A 16,479-nucleotide genomic window follows, 5' to 3' on the forward strand; every position below is an offset into this window, starting at 1 on the left:
CTGATATGTAGAAAATTTGTATTATTCTACATATTTCCATGTTTTATATAGCAGAAATATTCATGGCAATTCCAACAAGAAGCCAAATCCCTGAAGAATTAACCTGGAATTTGACCCGTGTATTCAAAAGCGACGCGGATTGGGAAAAAGAATATCAAGCTGTTAAAGGTGAAACAGCGAAGTTAAGCCAGTATAAAGGTACTTTTACCTCTGGCAAAAATTTGTATCAGGCCTTAACCCAAATTTTTGCAGTTAAGCGCCGGCTGGAAAACGTTTATGTCTACGCTACGATGTCCAGCGATGTCGATACTGCCAACAGCCACTACTTAAGCTATTCTGCTCAGGCTCAAAGTTTAGCCAGTCAGTTCGAAGCCGTTACTTCATTTATCAATCCTGAAATTTTGAGCATCCCCGAAGCTGATTTAGCCAAATACAAGCAAGAAGAGCCTCGGCTGCATGATTACGATCATTGGCTTGATCAAGTAACCAGCAAAAGACCGCATACTTTGCCAGCTGAACAAGAACGATTGGTGGCAGATGCTGGCGATGCCCTGAGTACTTCCGAAAATACTTTTAACGTTTTAACCAATTCAGACATGGAATATGGCTACGTCCAGGATGAAAATGGCGAAATGGTGCAATTATCCGACGGCTTGTACTCAATTTTGATTCAATCACAAGACCGAAATGTCCGTAAAAATGCCTTTGACGTTTTATACGCCAGCTATGGTCAATTTGAAAACTCCCTGGCTTCCACCCTGTCAGGCGTGGTCAAGGCGCACAACTACAACGCACGCGTCCACAAGTATCACTCTGCTCGTGAAGCTGCATTAGCTGAAAACAACGTGCCAACCTCTGTTTATGATACTTTGATCAAAGAAGTCGACAGTCATCTTGACCTTTTGCACCGCTATGTTGCTTTGCGTAAAAAGATTCTGGGTCTTGATGACCTGCAAATGTGGGACATGTATGTGCCTCTTACAGGTAAGCCTGCGCTTAGCTATAATTTTGAACAAGCAAAAGAAGAAGCCAAGAAGGCTTTGGCACCATTGGGCAGCGATTACTTAAGCCACGTTGATTATATTTTTAACAACCGTGTCATTGACATTGTAGAAAATAAAAACAAAGTTACTGGGGCTTACTCAGGTGGAGCTTACGATACTGATCCATATGAATTATTGAACTGGGAAGACAACGTTGATTCGCTTTATACTTTGGTTCATGAAACAGGCCACTCGGTTCACTCATGGTATACCCGCCACAATCAGCCTTACGTTTATGGCGACTATCCAATTTTTGTCGCTGAAATTGCTTCAACCACTAATGAAAATATTTTAACGGAATATTTCTTGGACCACATCACTGATCCTAAGACCCGTGCTTTCATCCTCAACTACTACCTTGACTCCTTCAAGGGAACATTATTCAGACAGACTCAATTCGCAGAATTTGAACAATTTATTCATGAAGCTGACGCTAAGGGCGAACCACTTACTGCTGATACTTTAGACGATGTTTATAGTCAGTTAAACCAGCGCTACTACGGCGACAGCGTTGAACCTGGCGGCGATATTGCCAAAGAATGGTCACGCATTCCGCATTTCTATTACAACTTCTATGTTTACCAATATGCAACCGGCTTTGCAGCAGCAACTGCTCTTGCCAATAAAGTAGTGCAGGGAACCCAGCAGGACCGCGATGCCTACATCGGTTATCTCAAGTCTGGTTCCAGCGCATATCCAATCGATATTATGAAGGGTGCCGGCGTTGATATGACTAAGCCAGACTATTTGGAAGATGCCTTTAAGACCTTTGCTCGTCGCCTTGATGAATTCGAAAGTTTAATTGGGCAATTTTAAAAATTTAGTTTGACTTAATCAGCAAGTAAATATATAACATTAAAGGAAAGTAAATTTCTCACATCATACAAGAGTTCAGGAGATCCCTGAACTCTTTTTGTCTTCCCTTTAGGCACTATTCATGCTTTAATGAAAGTGAGAGGGCAAATATTGGAGGGATAGAATGATGAATAAAAGATTTTTGTCTTTGGCCGGCATCTTAGTTGCCGCTTTTAGTCTTGCCGCATTCGGCAGCCAGCCTGTCAAGGCTGCTTCTTATGGCCGAATCGGTGAGGTCACATCGCCATTAAGGATGCGCGGCAAATGGTACTACAAGGGCTCAAAAGCATTGGGACAGGATCCTAACAAGCTGTATAAGATTAAAATCGGCAAACACCACATCAATGGCATTAAACTTTATCAAGCCGATCCACGCAAAACAGAAAAGTACGCATTGCACTTTAAGAAATACCGCTTCATTGTTAACCAGACAATGAATTGGGGCAAAACCTCAATTTACAACATCGACAATGTTCAATGGCTGAACGTTACTGGATGGACTGCTGGTGGCGGCAACGGAACTTCATACAGTTTAACAACGCAAAAATTGCATCACAAGCTTCTTCCGGCTTTGGCAATTGGCGTTGGCTATAAGCCATTTATCGCGGCCTATGCCTATCGGATTCCTGGTCACCATCAATTGACCCATGAACAAAAGCAGGCCATTAAGCGTGAAATTTTGAATAATTAAGAGCAAAGAAAAAGAGCTAGCAATTGCTAGCTCTATTTTTTTATAAGCGATGGCGAATAACGTGGACAAAGTATGCCGTTAAGTAAATAACCACTTCAATTACTGAGATGAAGAAGGTTACCGGCCAATCTGTGATAAAGCCAAGATACAAACCAGCCCACACGCCAATCAGCGCGATGCCGATTGACCAAGCAATCATTGAAGAAATCGTTTTTCCTAAATACCGGGCGGTGGAAGATGGCAACGTCAGCAAAATGAAGACCAAAAGCGAACCAACAATTTGCGAACCGATTGAAACAGCCATTGCTAAAGCAATTAAAAAGATAACGCCGATCAAACCGGTTTTAATGCCATGAGCCAAAGCCCCAATGTGGTCAAAGGAGTCAAAGTTCAATTGTCGCTGCACGATAAAAATCAAAAGCAAAACGATGATCGACAAGATCACTAATTGAATGACGCCTTCCTCGTCAACACCGATGATGCTGCCAAACAAAATGTTGGTCGCATAACGGCTGTTTGATCCCGAAATCGCCAAAAACAGGACACCTAAACCGATAAACAATGCCGAAATCGCACTAATTGAGCTTTCTTTTTGATCACTGTGCATCGACAATTCACCAACGCTAATTGAACCCAGCAGCGTAAAAAGCAACATCCCCCAAAGCGGTGCAATTCCAATGAAGACAGCAAAGGTTGCTCCGGCAAAGCCGATTTCTGACAAGGTGTGAGCCAAAAAGCTAAAGCTGCGCGCCAAAACGTAGACGCCAACTACCCCACAGGTAATTGCAATGAAAGTACTTGCTAAGAAGGCATAACGCATAAATTCATATTGAAACATTATTCGTAATCCCCCTCAAATTCACTCATTTTTCCTTGCTTTATTGTTCCATGATTCAAGTACAAATATTCATCCATATATTTGCGAGCCAGTGGCACATCATGAGTTACAAACAGTACAGTCATGCCATGTTTTTGGTTCAAATGTTTAATTAATTTCATCAATTCTTCTTTAGCTACCGGATCCAGGCTGGCTGTTGCTTCATCCAAAATGATCATATTAGGCTGATCAAGCAAAGCCTGAGCCAAATATGCCCGCTGCTTTTGTCCACCGGAAGCCTCGCCCATGCGCGTATTTTGAATGCTGGTTAAATGAGTTTCTTCCAGCTCATGCTGGATCTGCTGCTTCACTTTGCCTGTTTTAATCAAAGGAGCATTGAGTCCAACGAAAGCTTTAATCGATAACGGGTATTCCGCATCAATATTTCTAAATTGCGGAACATAGCCCAACTTCACGTCATTTTTAAACTGAAAACTGCCGCTAGTTGGTGACAAAAGTTTCATTAAAATATTGATCAGCGTCGTCTTACCGGTTCCGTTTGGTCCCAATAAGGCAGTCATTGATCCTTCTTTAAGGTCAAAGTTTAAATCTTCAAAAACAGTTTTTGTGTCAAACTTCATCGTCAAATTTTTAACGGTTAAGATCAATTCGGCACCTCCCTAATCATTTTTGACAGTTACTTACTTATTATTCTTTAGTCAATTGTACCAGATTTAAAAAAAGGCACAAAAAAACGTCACCTTTCGGTGACGCAAAACATAACAGAGTATCTTGATTTAAGTAGAGATAATCAAGATAGTTTTATAATAATGCAATTACGCTGGCCTGTAAAGAGCTTTTGAATAATAAAAATGATTATTTAATTTTTCTCTGTTGTTTTAAAATCTTGCTTATTTATCTTCTTCAATTGGTTTCTTCCAGAAGCCTAAGATAAGACCGGCAATGATTGAACCGATAATTGTTGCTAAGAAGTAAAGCAAAATGTGGTTAGCAAGTGGTGATACCCAAAGACCACCATGAGGAGCTGGAACTTGAATATGCCATAAACCAACAAGCAAACCACCAACTGCAGAACCGATCACACATGAAGGAATAACGTGACCTGGGTCAGATGCAGCAAATGGAATGGCACCTTCAGTGATAAATGAGAAGCCAAGGATCCAGTTAGAAATACCGGCACGACGTTCACCAGCAGTGAACTTGTTCTTGAAGAATGCAGTACCGATAGCAGTAGCAAACGGTGGAACCATACCACCAACCATAACTGCGGCCATCATAACAGCAGCAGTAGCTGACTTAGGATCGTTAGCAAAGGCACCCGAAGCAAAGACGTAAGCAGCCTTGTTGAAAGGACCACCCATATCGATAGCCATCATTCCGGCTAAGATAGCAGTTACGACTACTAAGTTGCCTGTACCCATACTGTTCAAGAAGTGAGTAATTGCGAAATTGATTGAACTGAAGATTGGGTTGATGATGTAGTACATGATCAAAGCAATGAACAGCAAACCTAAGATTGGGTACAAAAGCATTGGTTTCATACCTTCAACTGACTTAGGCAATTTAGCAAAGAGCTTCTTTAAACCGACAATTAAGTAACCGGCAATGAAGCCAGCAGCGATACCACCTAAGAAGCCGGCTGGAGAAGTAGCATGAGCTTGGACGTTAACTTGTAAACCATTGGTTCCGTTGACGATTGCGGCCATATAACCACCAACCAAACCTGGCATTAAGGCTGGCAAATCACCGATTGATTCAGCGATGTAAGCTGACAAAATTGGAACCATGAAGGCGAAGGCCAAGTTACCAGCTGAGTTCAAGAAGATGAAGGCTGGGCTCTTAGCACCACCAGCATAGTTTTCAACGATGAAGGAAATGGCCATCAAGATACCACCACCGATAACGAATGGAAGCATGTGGCTGACACCGTTCATCAAGTTACGGTAAATTGAGTTCCAAACGCCGCCGCTTGATTTTTCTGATTTAGCTTCTGACTTATCAGCTGCACTTGCGTGGTAAACTTCAGCTTTGCCATTCATAATGTCATCGATTAATTCGTCTGGCTTGTTGATACCATCAACAACTGGGCGGTTAACCAACTTCTTGCCATCGAAACGTAGCATGTCAACTTTCTTATCGGATGCGATAATAACACCCTTGGCACGCTTAATTTCGTCAGGAGTCAATTGATCCTTAACACCTTCAGAACCGTTAGTTTCAATTCTAACTTCGATTCCGCGCTTCTTACCGGCTTTGATTAAAGCTTCTTGAGCCATGTAAGTGTGGGCAATACCGTTGATACATGCAGTAACACCGACGATTAATGGCTTGTTAGCATCAGCTGGCTTTGCAGCTTCTGCCTTCTTCTTTTCAGCAGCAGCTTTATCCTCTGCATCTTTCTTAGCTTCAGCCTTTTCAAATAAGTCGATAACTTCTTCTGGCTTTTCTGCCTTCTTCAAAGCTTCAACTAAGTCTGGGTTGATCAATAAACCAGAAAGTTTTGCCAAAGCTTGAAGGTGGGTGTTATCAGCACCTGCTGGAGCAGTAATCATGAAGAATAAGTGAACAGGTTGACCATCTAATGAGTTGTAGTCAATCCCTTCCTTACTCTTGGCAAACAAAACACGTGCCTTGTTGATGTACTTGTTACGTGCGTGAGGCATCGCAATTCCGCCACCGATACCAGTGGTTGATTCATTTTCACGAGCCCAAATAGACTTGATGAATTCGTCTTCGTTATTGACGATACCAGTCTTAACTTCAAGGTCGGCCATTTCTTTAATGGCGTCTTCTTTATTAGTAGCCTTGAGGTCCATAATCATGGACTCAGTACTTAAAATATCCTTGATTCTCATGGATCGATTCCTTTCTAGCTATTAGGAGATTTGTTCTACTTTGATTTGTGGAAGAACAGCATCGATTTGGCTCTTAACCGCAATATCCATAGTAAAGGCAGTTGCAGCACCACAAGCCATTCCGATTCTAAAGCTTTCAGCTGCGTCACCAGTTTCAAAGTAAGTGCCAACAAACCCTGCGATCATTGAGTCACCAGCACCAACTGAGTTAACAGCAGTACCAACAGCACCCTTAGCATGGTAAACATGGTCCTTAGTTAAGAGGTAGCCACCATCGCCAGCCATTGAAACCATTACGTTTTGTGCACCCTTTTGCAAAAGCTTTTGTGCATATTCAAGCATTACATCGCTTGAGTCAAAAGTAGTGTTGAACAAGTCTGCTAATTCGTGGTGATTTGGCTTGATTACCAATGGCTTGTATTCCAAAGTATCAAGCAATGCTTGACCAGTAGTATCAACAACAAATTCAGCACCAGCTTCTTTAATAGTTGGAAGAAGTTGTTGATAGAAGTCTTCACCGAGGCTTGGAGTAAGTGAACCGCTCATTACAACGATATCGCCTTTCTTCAAGTCGTTTAAACGATATTTAAATGCAGCAATTTCTTGACTGTCGATTTCTGGACCAGCAGCGTTAATTTCGGTTTCCTTTTCGCCGTGGATCTTAACGTTTACACGAGTATCACCAGAAATAGTAACAAAATCACTGACGATTCTCTTTTGGTTAAGTTGACGAATCAATTCCTTACCAGTAAAGCCGCCAACAAAGCCCCAAGCAGTGTTATCAACATTTAGTTGGTTAAGAATTTGGGAAACGTTAATTCCCTTGCCTCCAGCTAAAAATGAACAATTACTGGTTCTGTTAACTTCACCAGCATTGACTTTGTCTAATTGCAAAACGTAGTCCAAAGCTGGATTAACAGTAACGGTATAAATCATTTATTTTGCCTCCTCTAGGTTTATTTTGGCAGGTAGTGCCTTTTTTTGACTTGATTTAAGTAAATTAGTAACCACAGTTACATCTTTTGCATTAGCAAACACTGCAAAGTTTCGCTTGCCGATTTTTGAAGCATCTGCGAGAACAAAAACTTTTTGTGCTTGCTTCATTTCAGCCATTTTGACTACTGCTTCTTCGGGATCTGGCGTAGTTAAATTGCCATTTTTTTCAATTCCGTTGGCACCAACAAAACTAGCTGAAAAGTTCATTGCTTTAATCTGCGTTAAAGCTGTTTGCCCTATAGCAGCATGGGTGTCATCCTTCACTCTGCCACCGATCATGATCGTATTAATGCCATGATTCAGGCTGCACAGTGCAGTTTCAACACCGTTGGTAACGATCTTAACATCAGGAATATCAGCAAGAAATGGAACCATTTCATAGGTTGTCGTTCCCGCATCAATGAAAATATTGTCACCTGAATGAACAAAATGCTTTACTGCGTATCTGGCAATTTTAGTCTTAACATCGTGATTAAGATTGAAGCGGATGTTCTGTGAAATGTCACGAGAGAAATTTTTAACTGATTGAGCGCCACCATGAACTCGCTTAAGGAGCCCATCCTTCTCCATTTGAATCAAATCTCGACGAATAGTTGATTCTGAAGTAGCGGTCAATTTACATAGCTCGGCAACACGGCATAATTCGTGCTGGTTGACGTAGTTTTCAATTAAACTTTGGCGTTCTTGCGTCAGCATCTTTTTTCACCTCGACCATTATTGTATACGCTTTCGCATTCAAAAGCAATCATTTTTGGTCAATATAATTCATTATTATTCATAAGTAATCAAAATAATTCATCTTAGGGCATCAAAAAAGCTGATCTTCTCGATCAGCTTTTTGCTTTTTATTAATCTTCAGTGTGTAATGCTTCAAAGCTTCCTGCAGTTTTCTCACACCGGCAGGTGCCTTAAAAGCGTTTTTTACCAACTAAGCAGATAATTCATCATCGAGCATCTTAGCAATTTCAGCAACAGGCTCACCTGCATTTGCTCTAAACAATGCTAATTCTAAGAACTTCATAATCGTTAGATTAGCCATAACTTCAGGATTTGCATCAATTAGGCTTCTAATTCCGATGACAAAATTATTGTTTTTGGGAGCTAAATCATTCAGCGCACCAACGCCTAACATTGGCTTGCCTTTTGGAAATTTCTTTCTTCTAACCATTTTTGTCCTTATTTATACATATATTTTGCACATGCTTCTTTAGGATCCATTCCATTGCGGATCTTCAAAGCAAGTTCAATTGAGACATCGGCAATAATCGATTGCGGATCAATCACGTTATAAGGATGATCAGGTGCCTTCTCTTGTGCCAAAGACAATTCAGTACAGCCTAACAAAATTACATTGCAGCCGTAGTCATCATGCATCTTTTGAAGGATTTGATGATAAAGCTTGCCGTCGACAATGCCCTTTTCCTTAATATCACGATAGATCAATTTTGTAACCATCGGCTGAATTTCCGGGCCACCAAATTCTACTTCACGATGAACACGATGAATTTCATCTTCATACAAGTGATCATAAATTGAGCCTTCAGTTGCAATCAGGCCAATTTTGCTTTCTTTAGGATATTCTTTAATAAATTTATGAACGGCAATCCGCATCATATGCAAAAACGGAATATCGGTTAAAGCAGCCAAATCATTGTAGAAATAGTGCGCGGTATTGCATGGCATTACAAAGAAATCAGGATTAAGCTTTGCTTGCCCTAAAACATCATCCTTTAAGGCAGGGAAGAAATTAGTCTTGCTATGATCCTTAATATAAGCAGTTCGATCGGGAATTTGCGCATCGTTGACCAAAATATAATTTAAATAGTCCTGGTCACGGGCTATCTTTACCCGATGGTTAATCAGCCGAACGTAGCTTTCTGTCGCAATCGTTCCCATTCCGCCGATTATGCTAAAAAAATGTTTCATTAATAATTCACCTTAATTAAGCTCTAAAGTGTTCCTTATCGCCTTCGAGCTCATTGATAACGTTTTGTGCAACAACAATATCAGATGGATATGGCGTATCTACACCGCGAATCTTTTGAAAGGCATCTGCACCTTTACCACAGATCAAGACAACGTCGTCCTTGCCGGCCATTGCAATCGCATCGTGGATTGCCTTCTTACGGTCAAGCTCAATTGTTACATCACACTTAGAGTGGTCGATGCCAGAATCAATTTCTTCAGCGATTGACTTAGGATCTTCAAAGCCTGGGTCATCAGTTGTCAAAAAGACCTTATCAGCATAAGCCGTCAAGCTTTCACTGAATCCTGGACGACGAGAAACGCCCTTGTCACCAGGAGCACCAACAACCACGATAATCTTTGGATTGTTGAACTTGCTTTGTATGAAGCTCATTAAAGCTATCATTGAAGCCTTATTGTGGGCATAGTCAACAACAACCATTCCATGATCCTTGGTCATTTCAGTTTGCATTCTGCCTGGAATAGTAACGTGGCGAATTCCCTTAGCACAAGCATCATGACTCATACCTGCAAGACCTGCCCCAATAATTGCGGCAGTAGCGTTGGATTCATTAAAGTCACCGATCATTTGCAAAGTGTAGTCGCCATTGATTGGCAATTGCTTAGCCTTGTCGCTAGCGCAGAACAATTTGAAGCGAGTTTCCCGCATATCAGTTTCTTGAGAAGCATATCTAAAGTCAATTGGAACGTTCAACTTTGGATTTTCGAAGTTTTCACTGGCAAATAAGTAAATGCTGTCTGGATTAGTAGTCGTTGTTGCAGCAGCATAAATTTCGTCAAAGTGATCACTTTCTGCATTGATGATACATTTACGTGAGTTCACCATTAATTGCAACTTGCAGTGCAGATAATCCGCAAAGTTAGGGTGTTCATTTGGTCCAATATGGTCTGGGGTAATGTTTAAGAAAAAGCCCAGGTCATAAGTCAAACCGAATACACGATTCTTCTTGTAAGCTTGACTGGAAACTTCCATTACCAAGTGGGTCATGCCATTATCAACAGCACGGCGCATATCGCGGAACAAGTCCAAACTTTCTGGCGTGGTCAAACTTGACTTAAAGCTGTCTTCTGGTTTTCTGCCGACAATATCGTTAACTGAAGAAATAAGAGCGGTGCGGCCACCATTCATTTGGTCAAGCATCCCTTTTAAGAAGTAAGCAGAAGTTGTTTTACCCTTAGTTCCAGTAAAGGCAACAACATACAAATCATCTTGTGGGAAACGGAAGAAAGCAGCTGACAAAAGTGCCATTGCCTTGGAAACATCACGCACAATTAAGGCATGCATGCCTTTTCCTTCTGGATATGGTTGTTCAGCAACGTAGCAAATAGCACCGTTGTCTTTAGCCATTGATAAATACGTTGGTCTGAAACCAGCACCTTTACAGAAAAATAAAGTGTTAGTTTGAATGTCACGAGAATCGTATGATACGTATTCCATTTTAGTTGCGACTGCATCTTGAACTGCACTTGATTTTAAAAGGTGGTGTTCCTTCAAAATCAAAATACAGGTGTTTAGAGAAATACTCATTTCTTTATCTCCTCGAATAGATCTTATTGTTTCAGTCAAAATTATAACACAGCTAGTGCTTACTTTTTGCTTTCTCTGGATCAAGCGGCAAACGAATAATAAAACTGGTCCAGTTATCATCGGATACACATCTGATGGTTCCGCGGTGCAGATCAACTACACTTTTAGTAATTGAAAGCCCCAGACCGGTTCCGCCTGTTTTGGTATTACGCGAGGTCTCTACACGGTAAAAACGCTCAAAAATTTTCTTAAGCGAAGCCTTCGGAATCTTGGCTCCATTATTTTCAACCCGCAATTCAACGGTCTGCTTGTTGATCAAATTAGCGATCAGCTTGATTTTGGTAGCACCGGTTCCATATTTAAAAGCATTGTTAATTAAATTGTTGTACACCCGGACCAGTTTTTCCGGATCAGCCTTAATGGTTAAATCCTTGGGCCGAGATGCAATTTCAAAAGTGATTCCTTTTTTCTCGGCTTCTAGTTCAAAACCCGCTTCAACTTGCTCAAGCATTGAATAAATCGGCAATGAAACCAAATTAAGTTTCGTATTGTTGGACTTCAAAGTCGTATATTCAAGCAGATCATTAGCCAAAGACTTCATTTGTTCAGCCTTGGTAAAAGCAATATTGATGTATTTTTGCTGGTCTTCCTGACTAACATTGCCGCTTTTAAGCAAACCCAAGTATCCAATAATTGAAGTCAATGGCGTCCGAATATCATGCGAAACGTTAGTAATCAATTCATCTTTAGATTGTTCAATCGCTTTTTCTTCATTAATCGAATTGACGGTACTGTCAACCAAAGAATTAATCGAGTCAATTACTCGCTGCAAGTCGGTTCTAACTGCAAAAGGGATCCGATGATCGAAATGACCATTCGCAATATAATGCAGTTCTAAAATGACATGCCGCAGCTGCATTTGGTGATAGCGTCGGATTAAGCGCCAGTACAAAACGATTAAATCAGCAATCCCCATTAAAATAATGAAAAGTCGCTGCCAGGACCAAAGATGATAATTTCCGGCAAAAGTCATAGTTTTCTTCAGAAAATAAATGCCGTTGACTAAATTTTCATCTTGCAAAATTGCCAAATGAATCAAAATGATGATTGATAGATTCAGCAGCAGCAACAAAATAATGGTAACTACCCCTTCGGCGAAAAGCTCGCTTTTTTCAGCAGCAGTAAGCTTTACACGCTCTTTTTTCATTAACTAGGCCTCTACTTTGTAACCTACACCCCAAACAGTTTGAATAACGTCTTCGCCGTCTGTTGCTTTTTGAATCTTGTCACGCAAGTGGGAAACGTGGACCATAACGGTTTTAGCAGAAACAATTGATTCTTGTTGCCAAACACGTTCGAAAATTTCATCAGCTGAAAATACGCGGTTAGGATGGCTGGCAAGCAAATATAAAATGCCGAATTCCAAAGCGGTCAATTGAATTGCCTTGCCATCAATCGTTTTAACTTCGTGTGAATCGCGGTTGATAACTAGTGGTCCAACTTCAAGCACATCCGGTTTTTCATCTTTAACTTGCTTTTGACTTCTGCGCAGCAATGAACGAACACGCGCCATAACTTCCAGCGGATTGAATGGCTTTGAAACATAGTCGTCGGCCCCAGTGATCAAGCCTTGAATCTTGTCCATGTCGCTTGTCTTAGCAGAAACGACAATAATTGGAATATCGGAATCTTTTCTAACTTCCTTGATAACTTCAATTCCTGACATATTTGGCATCATAATATCCAAAATCATCAAAGCAATATCAGGGGTTGTGGTCAACTTAGTAATTGCTTCTTTGCCACTATAAGCTGCAATTGGCTCATAGCCTTCGTTTTTTAAATAAATACTCAATAATTCAACGATTTCCTTATCGTCATCTACAACTAAGATTTTCACGAAGAAAACCCCTCTCTTTTTAAATTTAGTTTGTTCTTAAAAAATAATAAAAATAATCCATGTATAGTTTAGCAGACTTGCTTTATTATATTTTACCTATTTTCTAAATAACTAGTTAAACAACAGCTTAGTTTTAAAGAAAAATAAAAAGAATCCTCACGGATTCTTCTTAAATCTCTATTTAATTTCTTTCTTGCCAGTATAGAGCTCGTAGTAGTAACCCTTTTGCTTAAGAAGCTGTTCATGGTTGCCGGATTCAATGATATGACCGTGATCAAGAACCAAAATCAAATCAGAGTTAACAATTGTCGACAATCTGTGGGCAATAACGAAACTGGTTCTGCCGACAAGCAAGTTATCCATCCCGGCTTGAACCATCTTTTCTGTTCGCGTATCAATGCTTGACGTTGCTTCATCAAGGATCATTACTGGCTCATCAGCGATCATCGCTCTAGCAATACTTAACAGCTGCATCTGTCCTTGTGACAAGTCACCGCCGTTACCGTCAATGACCGTTTCATAACCATCATCAAGTTCATGAATAAATTCATCGGCGTGCGACAAACGTGCTGCTTGGTAAACTTCATCATCACTGGCATCAGGATTGCCGAAGCGGATATTATCCATAATCGTACCAGTAAACATGTGCGTTTCCTGCAAAACGACTGAAAGTGATTGACGCAAGTCATCCTTTTTAATTTTCTTAATTGGAATCCCGTCATAAGTAATCTTGCCGGAATCAATTTCGTAGAAACGATTAAGCATGTTGGAAATCGTAGTCTTGCCGGCTCCGGTTTCACCAACTAAAGCAACTTTTATCCCTGGCTTGGCATCGATATTGATATCATGCAAAATCTGCTTTTCAGGTACATATGAGAAGTTCACATGATCAAAGACAATGTGACCGCGAACTGGCACTTTCTTCGTTGTGCCATCTGCTTGTGGAACATTCCAATTCCAGGCGCCTTCAACGTCATCATCTTTAGAAATAGTAACAACGCCATCGTCTTCTTCAACCGGTTCATCTTCCAACTGGAAAATTCTTCTGGCACCGGCCAAAGCCATGACGATTGAGTTCAACTGCTGTGAAATCTGCGCAATTGGCTGAGTAAATTGTCTTGATAATTGCAAGAAGGAAGCAATTGCACCCAGTGTTAATGGAGCCCAATTGTTAATAGCAGCTGCCCCACCAAAGATTGCGATTAAAACATAGAGCAAGTTACCCATGTTACCCATGATTGGGAACAAAACTGTGGCATAGGCGTTAGCCTTGCCTGAAGCCTGACTCAATTCTTCGTTATAAACGTCAAAGCCTTCCTTGGTTTCTGCCTCATGAGAAAAGACCTTGATAACCTTTAACCCATTAAGCATTTCTTCGCTGTAACCATTGATTTGACCCAACTTGTTCTGCTGTACTTGGAAGTAGTGGCTGGATTTTTTAGTTAAGAAACGAACGATTCCGATAGAGAGGGCGAAGATGATCATTGAGAAGATGGTCAATTGCCAACTCAAACTAAACATGGCTGCGATAACGAAGATTAAAATCAAAATCGAATTGGTAAATTGCGGAATTGACTGTGAAATCATCTGCATCAAGGTATCAATATCGTTGGTGTAACGAGACATGATATCGCCGTAATCATTTTGGTCGAAATAAGAAATCGGCAAATGCTCCATGTGAGTGAACATGTTGTTACGAACCCAGAATTGAACCTTCTGCCCTAAAATCGCCATCAAAACGGTAAAGAGGTAGTTTGAAATAAAACCAATTGCATAAATTCCAAACATTACCGCGATCGCATATGCAAGGGGACCATAATTAGGAGCTTGACCCTGCTGCACTTCTTTTAATAAAGGCGTGATGTAGTCGTTAATCAAACGCTCAATAAAAAGCGTCCCGATAACATTGGCTCCGGCCGCCAAAATAATTGTGACCAGCGCGGTGAAGAACATCCATGGACTAGTAGTAACGACTAATTTAAGCAAACGGGCTAAAGTCTTGGAACGATGTCCCTTCATTTCATTTTTGCTGATAGTTTGATCCAAAATTAGTCACCCCTACTTTCCATTTTCTTCTTGGAACTTGGCAATTGAACTGTACAATTGGTTGCGTTTGAGCAATTCCTCGTGAGTTCCGATATCTTCAATCTTACCGTGATTCATAACGATGATTCTGTCAGCATCCTTAATTGAAACAATTCTTTGAGAAATGATGATCTTAGTCGTTTCTGGCATATCTTTAGCCAATGACTCTCTGATTTCACGTTCAGTATTTGTATCAACAGCTGAAGTTGAATCATCCAAGATCAAAATCTTTGGTTTCTTCAAAAGCGCACGAGCAATGGTAATTCTTTGCTTCTGACCACCAGAAACGTTGTTACCGCCCTGTTCAACCATTGTGTCATAACCGTCAGGCATTTCACGAATGAAGCCATCAGCATGCGCAATCTTTGCGGCTGCAACTACTTCTTCATCAGTTGCGTTTTCGTTACCCCACTTCAGGTTTTCCTTTACCGTGCCAGAGAACAAAACATTGTTTTGCAAAACCATCGCAACATTGTCACGCAAAGCTTTCAAATCATAGGACTTAACATTATGACCTGCAACTCTAACGGCACCTGAAGTTACATCATACAATCTTGGAATCATTGAAACCAAGGTTGATTTTGATGAACCAGTTTCACCAATCATTCCGATCGTTTCACCAGGACTAATTCGTAAATTGATATCATTTAATGCTAAGGCCTTATCATCAGGATCATATTTGAAGTTTACATGATCAAAAACAATTTCGCCGTTAGTTACGTTCTCAACTGGTTTTCTTGGATTTTCAATTGCTGGTTTTTCTTCAATTACGTCAGCAATTCTGCGACCACTAGCTCCAGAAATAATCAACTGGGTAGCAATCATGGCTAAGATATTCAAACTGAACAAAACTGAATTGGAGTAAGAGAACATTGAAACCAATTGACCGGTTTGCAAAGTTCCACCAACAATTTCCTTAGCACCAAACCAACAAATGGCTAATGTAGCAATGTTTAAGACCGCTGCAACGACCAAGGAATTTAATGAAATAATTTTTTGTGCAGTTGAGAATAGCTTGTAAATGAAGCCGGAGGACTTTTCAAATTTCGCAATTTGTGATTCTTCTTGAACATAGGTCTTAACTTCACGAATACCACGAACATTTTCACGAACAACTTGGTTCATCTTGTCGTAACCCTTGAAGATCCGTGGGAAGTATGGGTATGCACCACGAATAATTAAGACCAAAATAATGACGAAGATTGGCGCAATTACTAAGAAAATTAACGACAATCTCGGACTGATAATGACTGACATGACTACTGAAACAATCAGCATCATTGGTGCTCTAACGGCAATTCTGATAATAATCTGATATGCCAACTGCACGTTGTTAACGTCAGTCGTCAAACGGGTTACCAAACTTGAACTTGAAAATTTGTCAATATTTTCAAAAGCGTAATCTTGTATGTGATAAAACATGTCTTTACGCAAATTAGCAGCAAAACCAGCAGCAGCATGTGCTGCAACATAACTGGCACTTGCCCCGAGAAATAAGGAAACAATTGTAATAACTAATAAGATCAAGCCCCACTTAGTGATATAAGGCATGTTTCCTTTCATAATTCCTTTATCAATCAAAATCCCTACCAAATATGGAATCAGCATTTCAATGATAACTTCACCGATAACACATAACGGTGACAGCAAGGAAAGTTTTTTATACTGCCGAATCGATTTACTCAGCGTTTTAATCAATTAAAGC

14 protein-coding genes are annotated in these 16,479 nt (G+C 40.5%); 2 read left to right on the forward strand and 12 right to left on the reverse strand.

From position 1 onward, the window contains the following. Positions 1 to 62: 62 nt before the first annotated feature. Both pepF and B2008_RS06765 read left to right on the forward strand, forming a co-directional pair. The gene (gene pepF, locus B2008_RS06760) at positions 63 to 1,859 is read left to right on the forward strand and encodes an oligoendopeptidase F (RefSeq protein ID WP_286822621.1); all 1,797 of its coding nucleotides are present in this window, start codon (positions 63 to 65) and stop codon (positions 1,857 to 1,859) included. A gap of 163 nt (positions 1,860 to 2,022) precedes the next feature. Continuing rightward, positions 2,023 to 2,589, forward strand: coding sequence for a hypothetical protein (locus B2008_RS06765; RefSeq protein WP_281829326.1), 567 nt, complete (start codon positions 2,023 to 2,025; stop codon positions 2,587 to 2,589). 40 nt (positions 2,590 to 2,629) lie between these two features. Here B2008_RS06765 and B2008_RS06770 read toward each other — a convergent pair whose 3' ends face one another. The 12 genes from B2008_RS06770 to B2008_RS06825 form a co-directional block, all read right to left on the reverse strand. Beyond that, the gene (locus B2008_RS06770; protein ID WP_281829328.1) at positions 2,630 to 3,427 is read right to left on the reverse strand and encodes a metal ABC transporter permease; all 798 of its coding nucleotides are present in this window, start codon (positions 3,425 to 3,427) and stop codon (positions 2,630 to 2,632) included. Beyond that, complete coding sequence (locus tag B2008_RS06775) at positions 3,427 to 4,074, reverse strand: metal ABC transporter ATP-binding protein (RefSeq protein WP_281829330.1); 648 nt, start codon at positions 4,072 to 4,074, stop codon at positions 3,427 to 3,429. The genes B2008_RS06770 and B2008_RS06775 overlap by 1 nt, the downstream gene beginning before the upstream one ends. A gap of 243 nt (positions 4,075 to 4,317) precedes the next feature. Next, positions 4,318 to 6,282: a PTS fructose transporter subunit IIABC gene (locus tag B2008_RS06780; RefSeq protein ID WP_281829332.1), complete on the reverse strand. Its 1,965-nt coding sequence runs from the start codon at positions 6,280 to 6,282 to the stop codon at positions 4,318 to 4,320. Between the two features lie 21 nt (positions 6,283 to 6,303). Then, positions 6,304 to 7,218: a 1-phosphofructokinase gene (pfkB, locus tag B2008_RS06785; protein WP_281829334.1), complete on the reverse strand. Its 915-nt coding sequence runs from the start codon at positions 7,216 to 7,218 to the stop codon at positions 6,304 to 6,306. Further along, positions 7,219 to 7,974, reverse strand: coding sequence for a DeoR/GlpR family DNA-binding transcription regulator (locus B2008_RS06790; protein WP_281829336.1), 756 nt, complete (start codon positions 7,972 to 7,974; stop codon positions 7,219 to 7,221). A 232-nt stretch (positions 7,975 to 8,206) separates the two neighbouring features. Next, positions 8,207 to 8,446 (reverse strand): bacteriocin immunity protein, encoded by a 240-nt coding sequence (locus B2008_RS06795; RefSeq protein WP_281829338.1) that lies wholly within the window; start codon positions 8,444 to 8,446, stop codon positions 8,207 to 8,209. Positions 8,447 to 8,454: 8 nt separating this feature from the next. Beyond that, a complete protein-coding gene (locus B2008_RS06800) occupies positions 8,455 to 9,204 on the reverse strand; it encodes an aspartate/glutamate racemase family protein (protein ID WP_281829340.1) in 750 nt (249 codons plus the stop codon). 16 nt (positions 9,205 to 9,220) lie between these two features. Then, positions 9,221 to 10,792, reverse strand: coding sequence for a UDP-N-acetylmuramoyl-L-alanyl-D-glutamate--2,6-diaminopimelate ligase (locus B2008_RS06805; protein ID WP_281829341.1), 1,572 nt, complete (start codon positions 10,790 to 10,792; stop codon positions 9,221 to 9,223). 52 nt (positions 10,793 to 10,844) lie between these two features. Further along, positions 10,845 to 11,999 (reverse strand): sensor histidine kinase, encoded by a 1,155-nt coding sequence (locus B2008_RS06810; protein ID WP_281829342.1) that lies wholly within the window; start codon positions 11,997 to 11,999, stop codon positions 10,845 to 10,847. Positions 12,000 to 12,002: 3 nt separating this feature from the next. Continuing rightward, on the reverse strand, positions 12,003 to 12,689 hold the full coding sequence (locus B2008_RS06815) for a response regulator transcription factor (RefSeq protein ID WP_281829344.1): 687 nt from the start codon (positions 12,687 to 12,689) through the stop codon (positions 12,003 to 12,005). Positions 12,690 to 12,866: 177 nt separating this feature from the next. Beyond that, complete coding sequence (locus B2008_RS06820) at positions 12,867 to 14,708, reverse strand: ABC transporter ATP-binding protein (RefSeq protein WP_414672000.1); 1,842 nt, start codon at positions 14,706 to 14,708, stop codon at positions 12,867 to 12,869. A 39-nt stretch (positions 14,709 to 14,747) separates the two neighbouring features. Next, positions 14,748 to 16,472, reverse strand: coding sequence for an ABC transporter ATP-binding protein (locus B2008_RS06825; RefSeq protein WP_281829346.1), 1,725 nt, complete (start codon positions 16,470 to 16,472; stop codon positions 14,748 to 14,750). Positions 16,473 to 16,479: the final 7 nt, after the last annotated feature.

This window comes from Lactobacillus sp. UBA5813, assembly GCF_002417895.1.
Taxonomy (GTDB): domain Bacteria; phylum Bacillota; class Bacilli; order Lactobacillales; family Lactobacillaceae; genus Lactobacillus; species Lactobacillus amylolyticus.

Excerpts from the sequence above, each read along its gene's own strand:
- B2008_RS06805 (WP_281829341.1), bottom strand. The coding sequence starts at position 10,792 with ATGAGTATTTCTCTAAACACCTGTATTTTGATTTTGAAGGAACACCAC.
- B2008_RS06820 (WP_414672000.1), bottom strand. The coding sequence starts at position 14,708 with ATGAAGGGACATCGTTCCAAGACTTTAGCCCGTTTGCTTAAATTAGTC.
- B2008_RS06800 (WP_281829340.1), bottom strand. The coding sequence starts at position 9,204 with ATGAAACATTTTTTTAGCATAATCGGCGGAATGGGAACGATTGCGACA.
- pfkB (WP_281829334.1), bottom strand. The coding sequence starts at position 7,218 with ATGATTTATACCGTTACTGTTAATCCAGCTTTGGACTACGTTTTGCAA.
- pepF (WP_286822621.1), top strand. The coding sequence starts at position 63 with ATGGCAATTCCAACAAGAAGCCAAATCCCTGAAGAATTAACCTGGAAT.
- B2008_RS06770 (WP_281829328.1), bottom strand. The coding sequence starts at position 3,427 with ATGTTTCAATATGAATTTATGCGTTATGCCTTCTTAGCAAGTACTTTC.
- B2008_RS06810 (WP_281829342.1), bottom strand. The coding sequence starts at position 11,999 with ATGAAAAAAGAGCGTGTAAAGCTTACTGCTGCTGAAAAAAGCGAGCTT.
- B2008_RS06780 (WP_281829332.1), bottom strand. The coding sequence starts at position 6,282 with ATGAGAATCAAGGATATTTTAAGTACTGAGTCCATGATTATGGACCTC.
- B2008_RS06790 (WP_281829336.1), bottom strand. The coding sequence starts at position 7,974 with ATGCTGACGCAAGAACGCCAAAGTTTAATTGAAAACTACGTCAACCAG.
- B2008_RS06765 (WP_281829326.1), top strand. The coding sequence starts at position 2,023 with ATGATGAATAAAAGATTTTTGTCTTTGGCCGGCATCTTAGTTGCCGCT.
- B2008_RS06795 (WP_281829338.1), bottom strand. The coding sequence starts at position 8,446 with ATGGTTAGAAGAAAGAAATTTCCAAAAGGCAAGCCAATGTTAGGCGTT.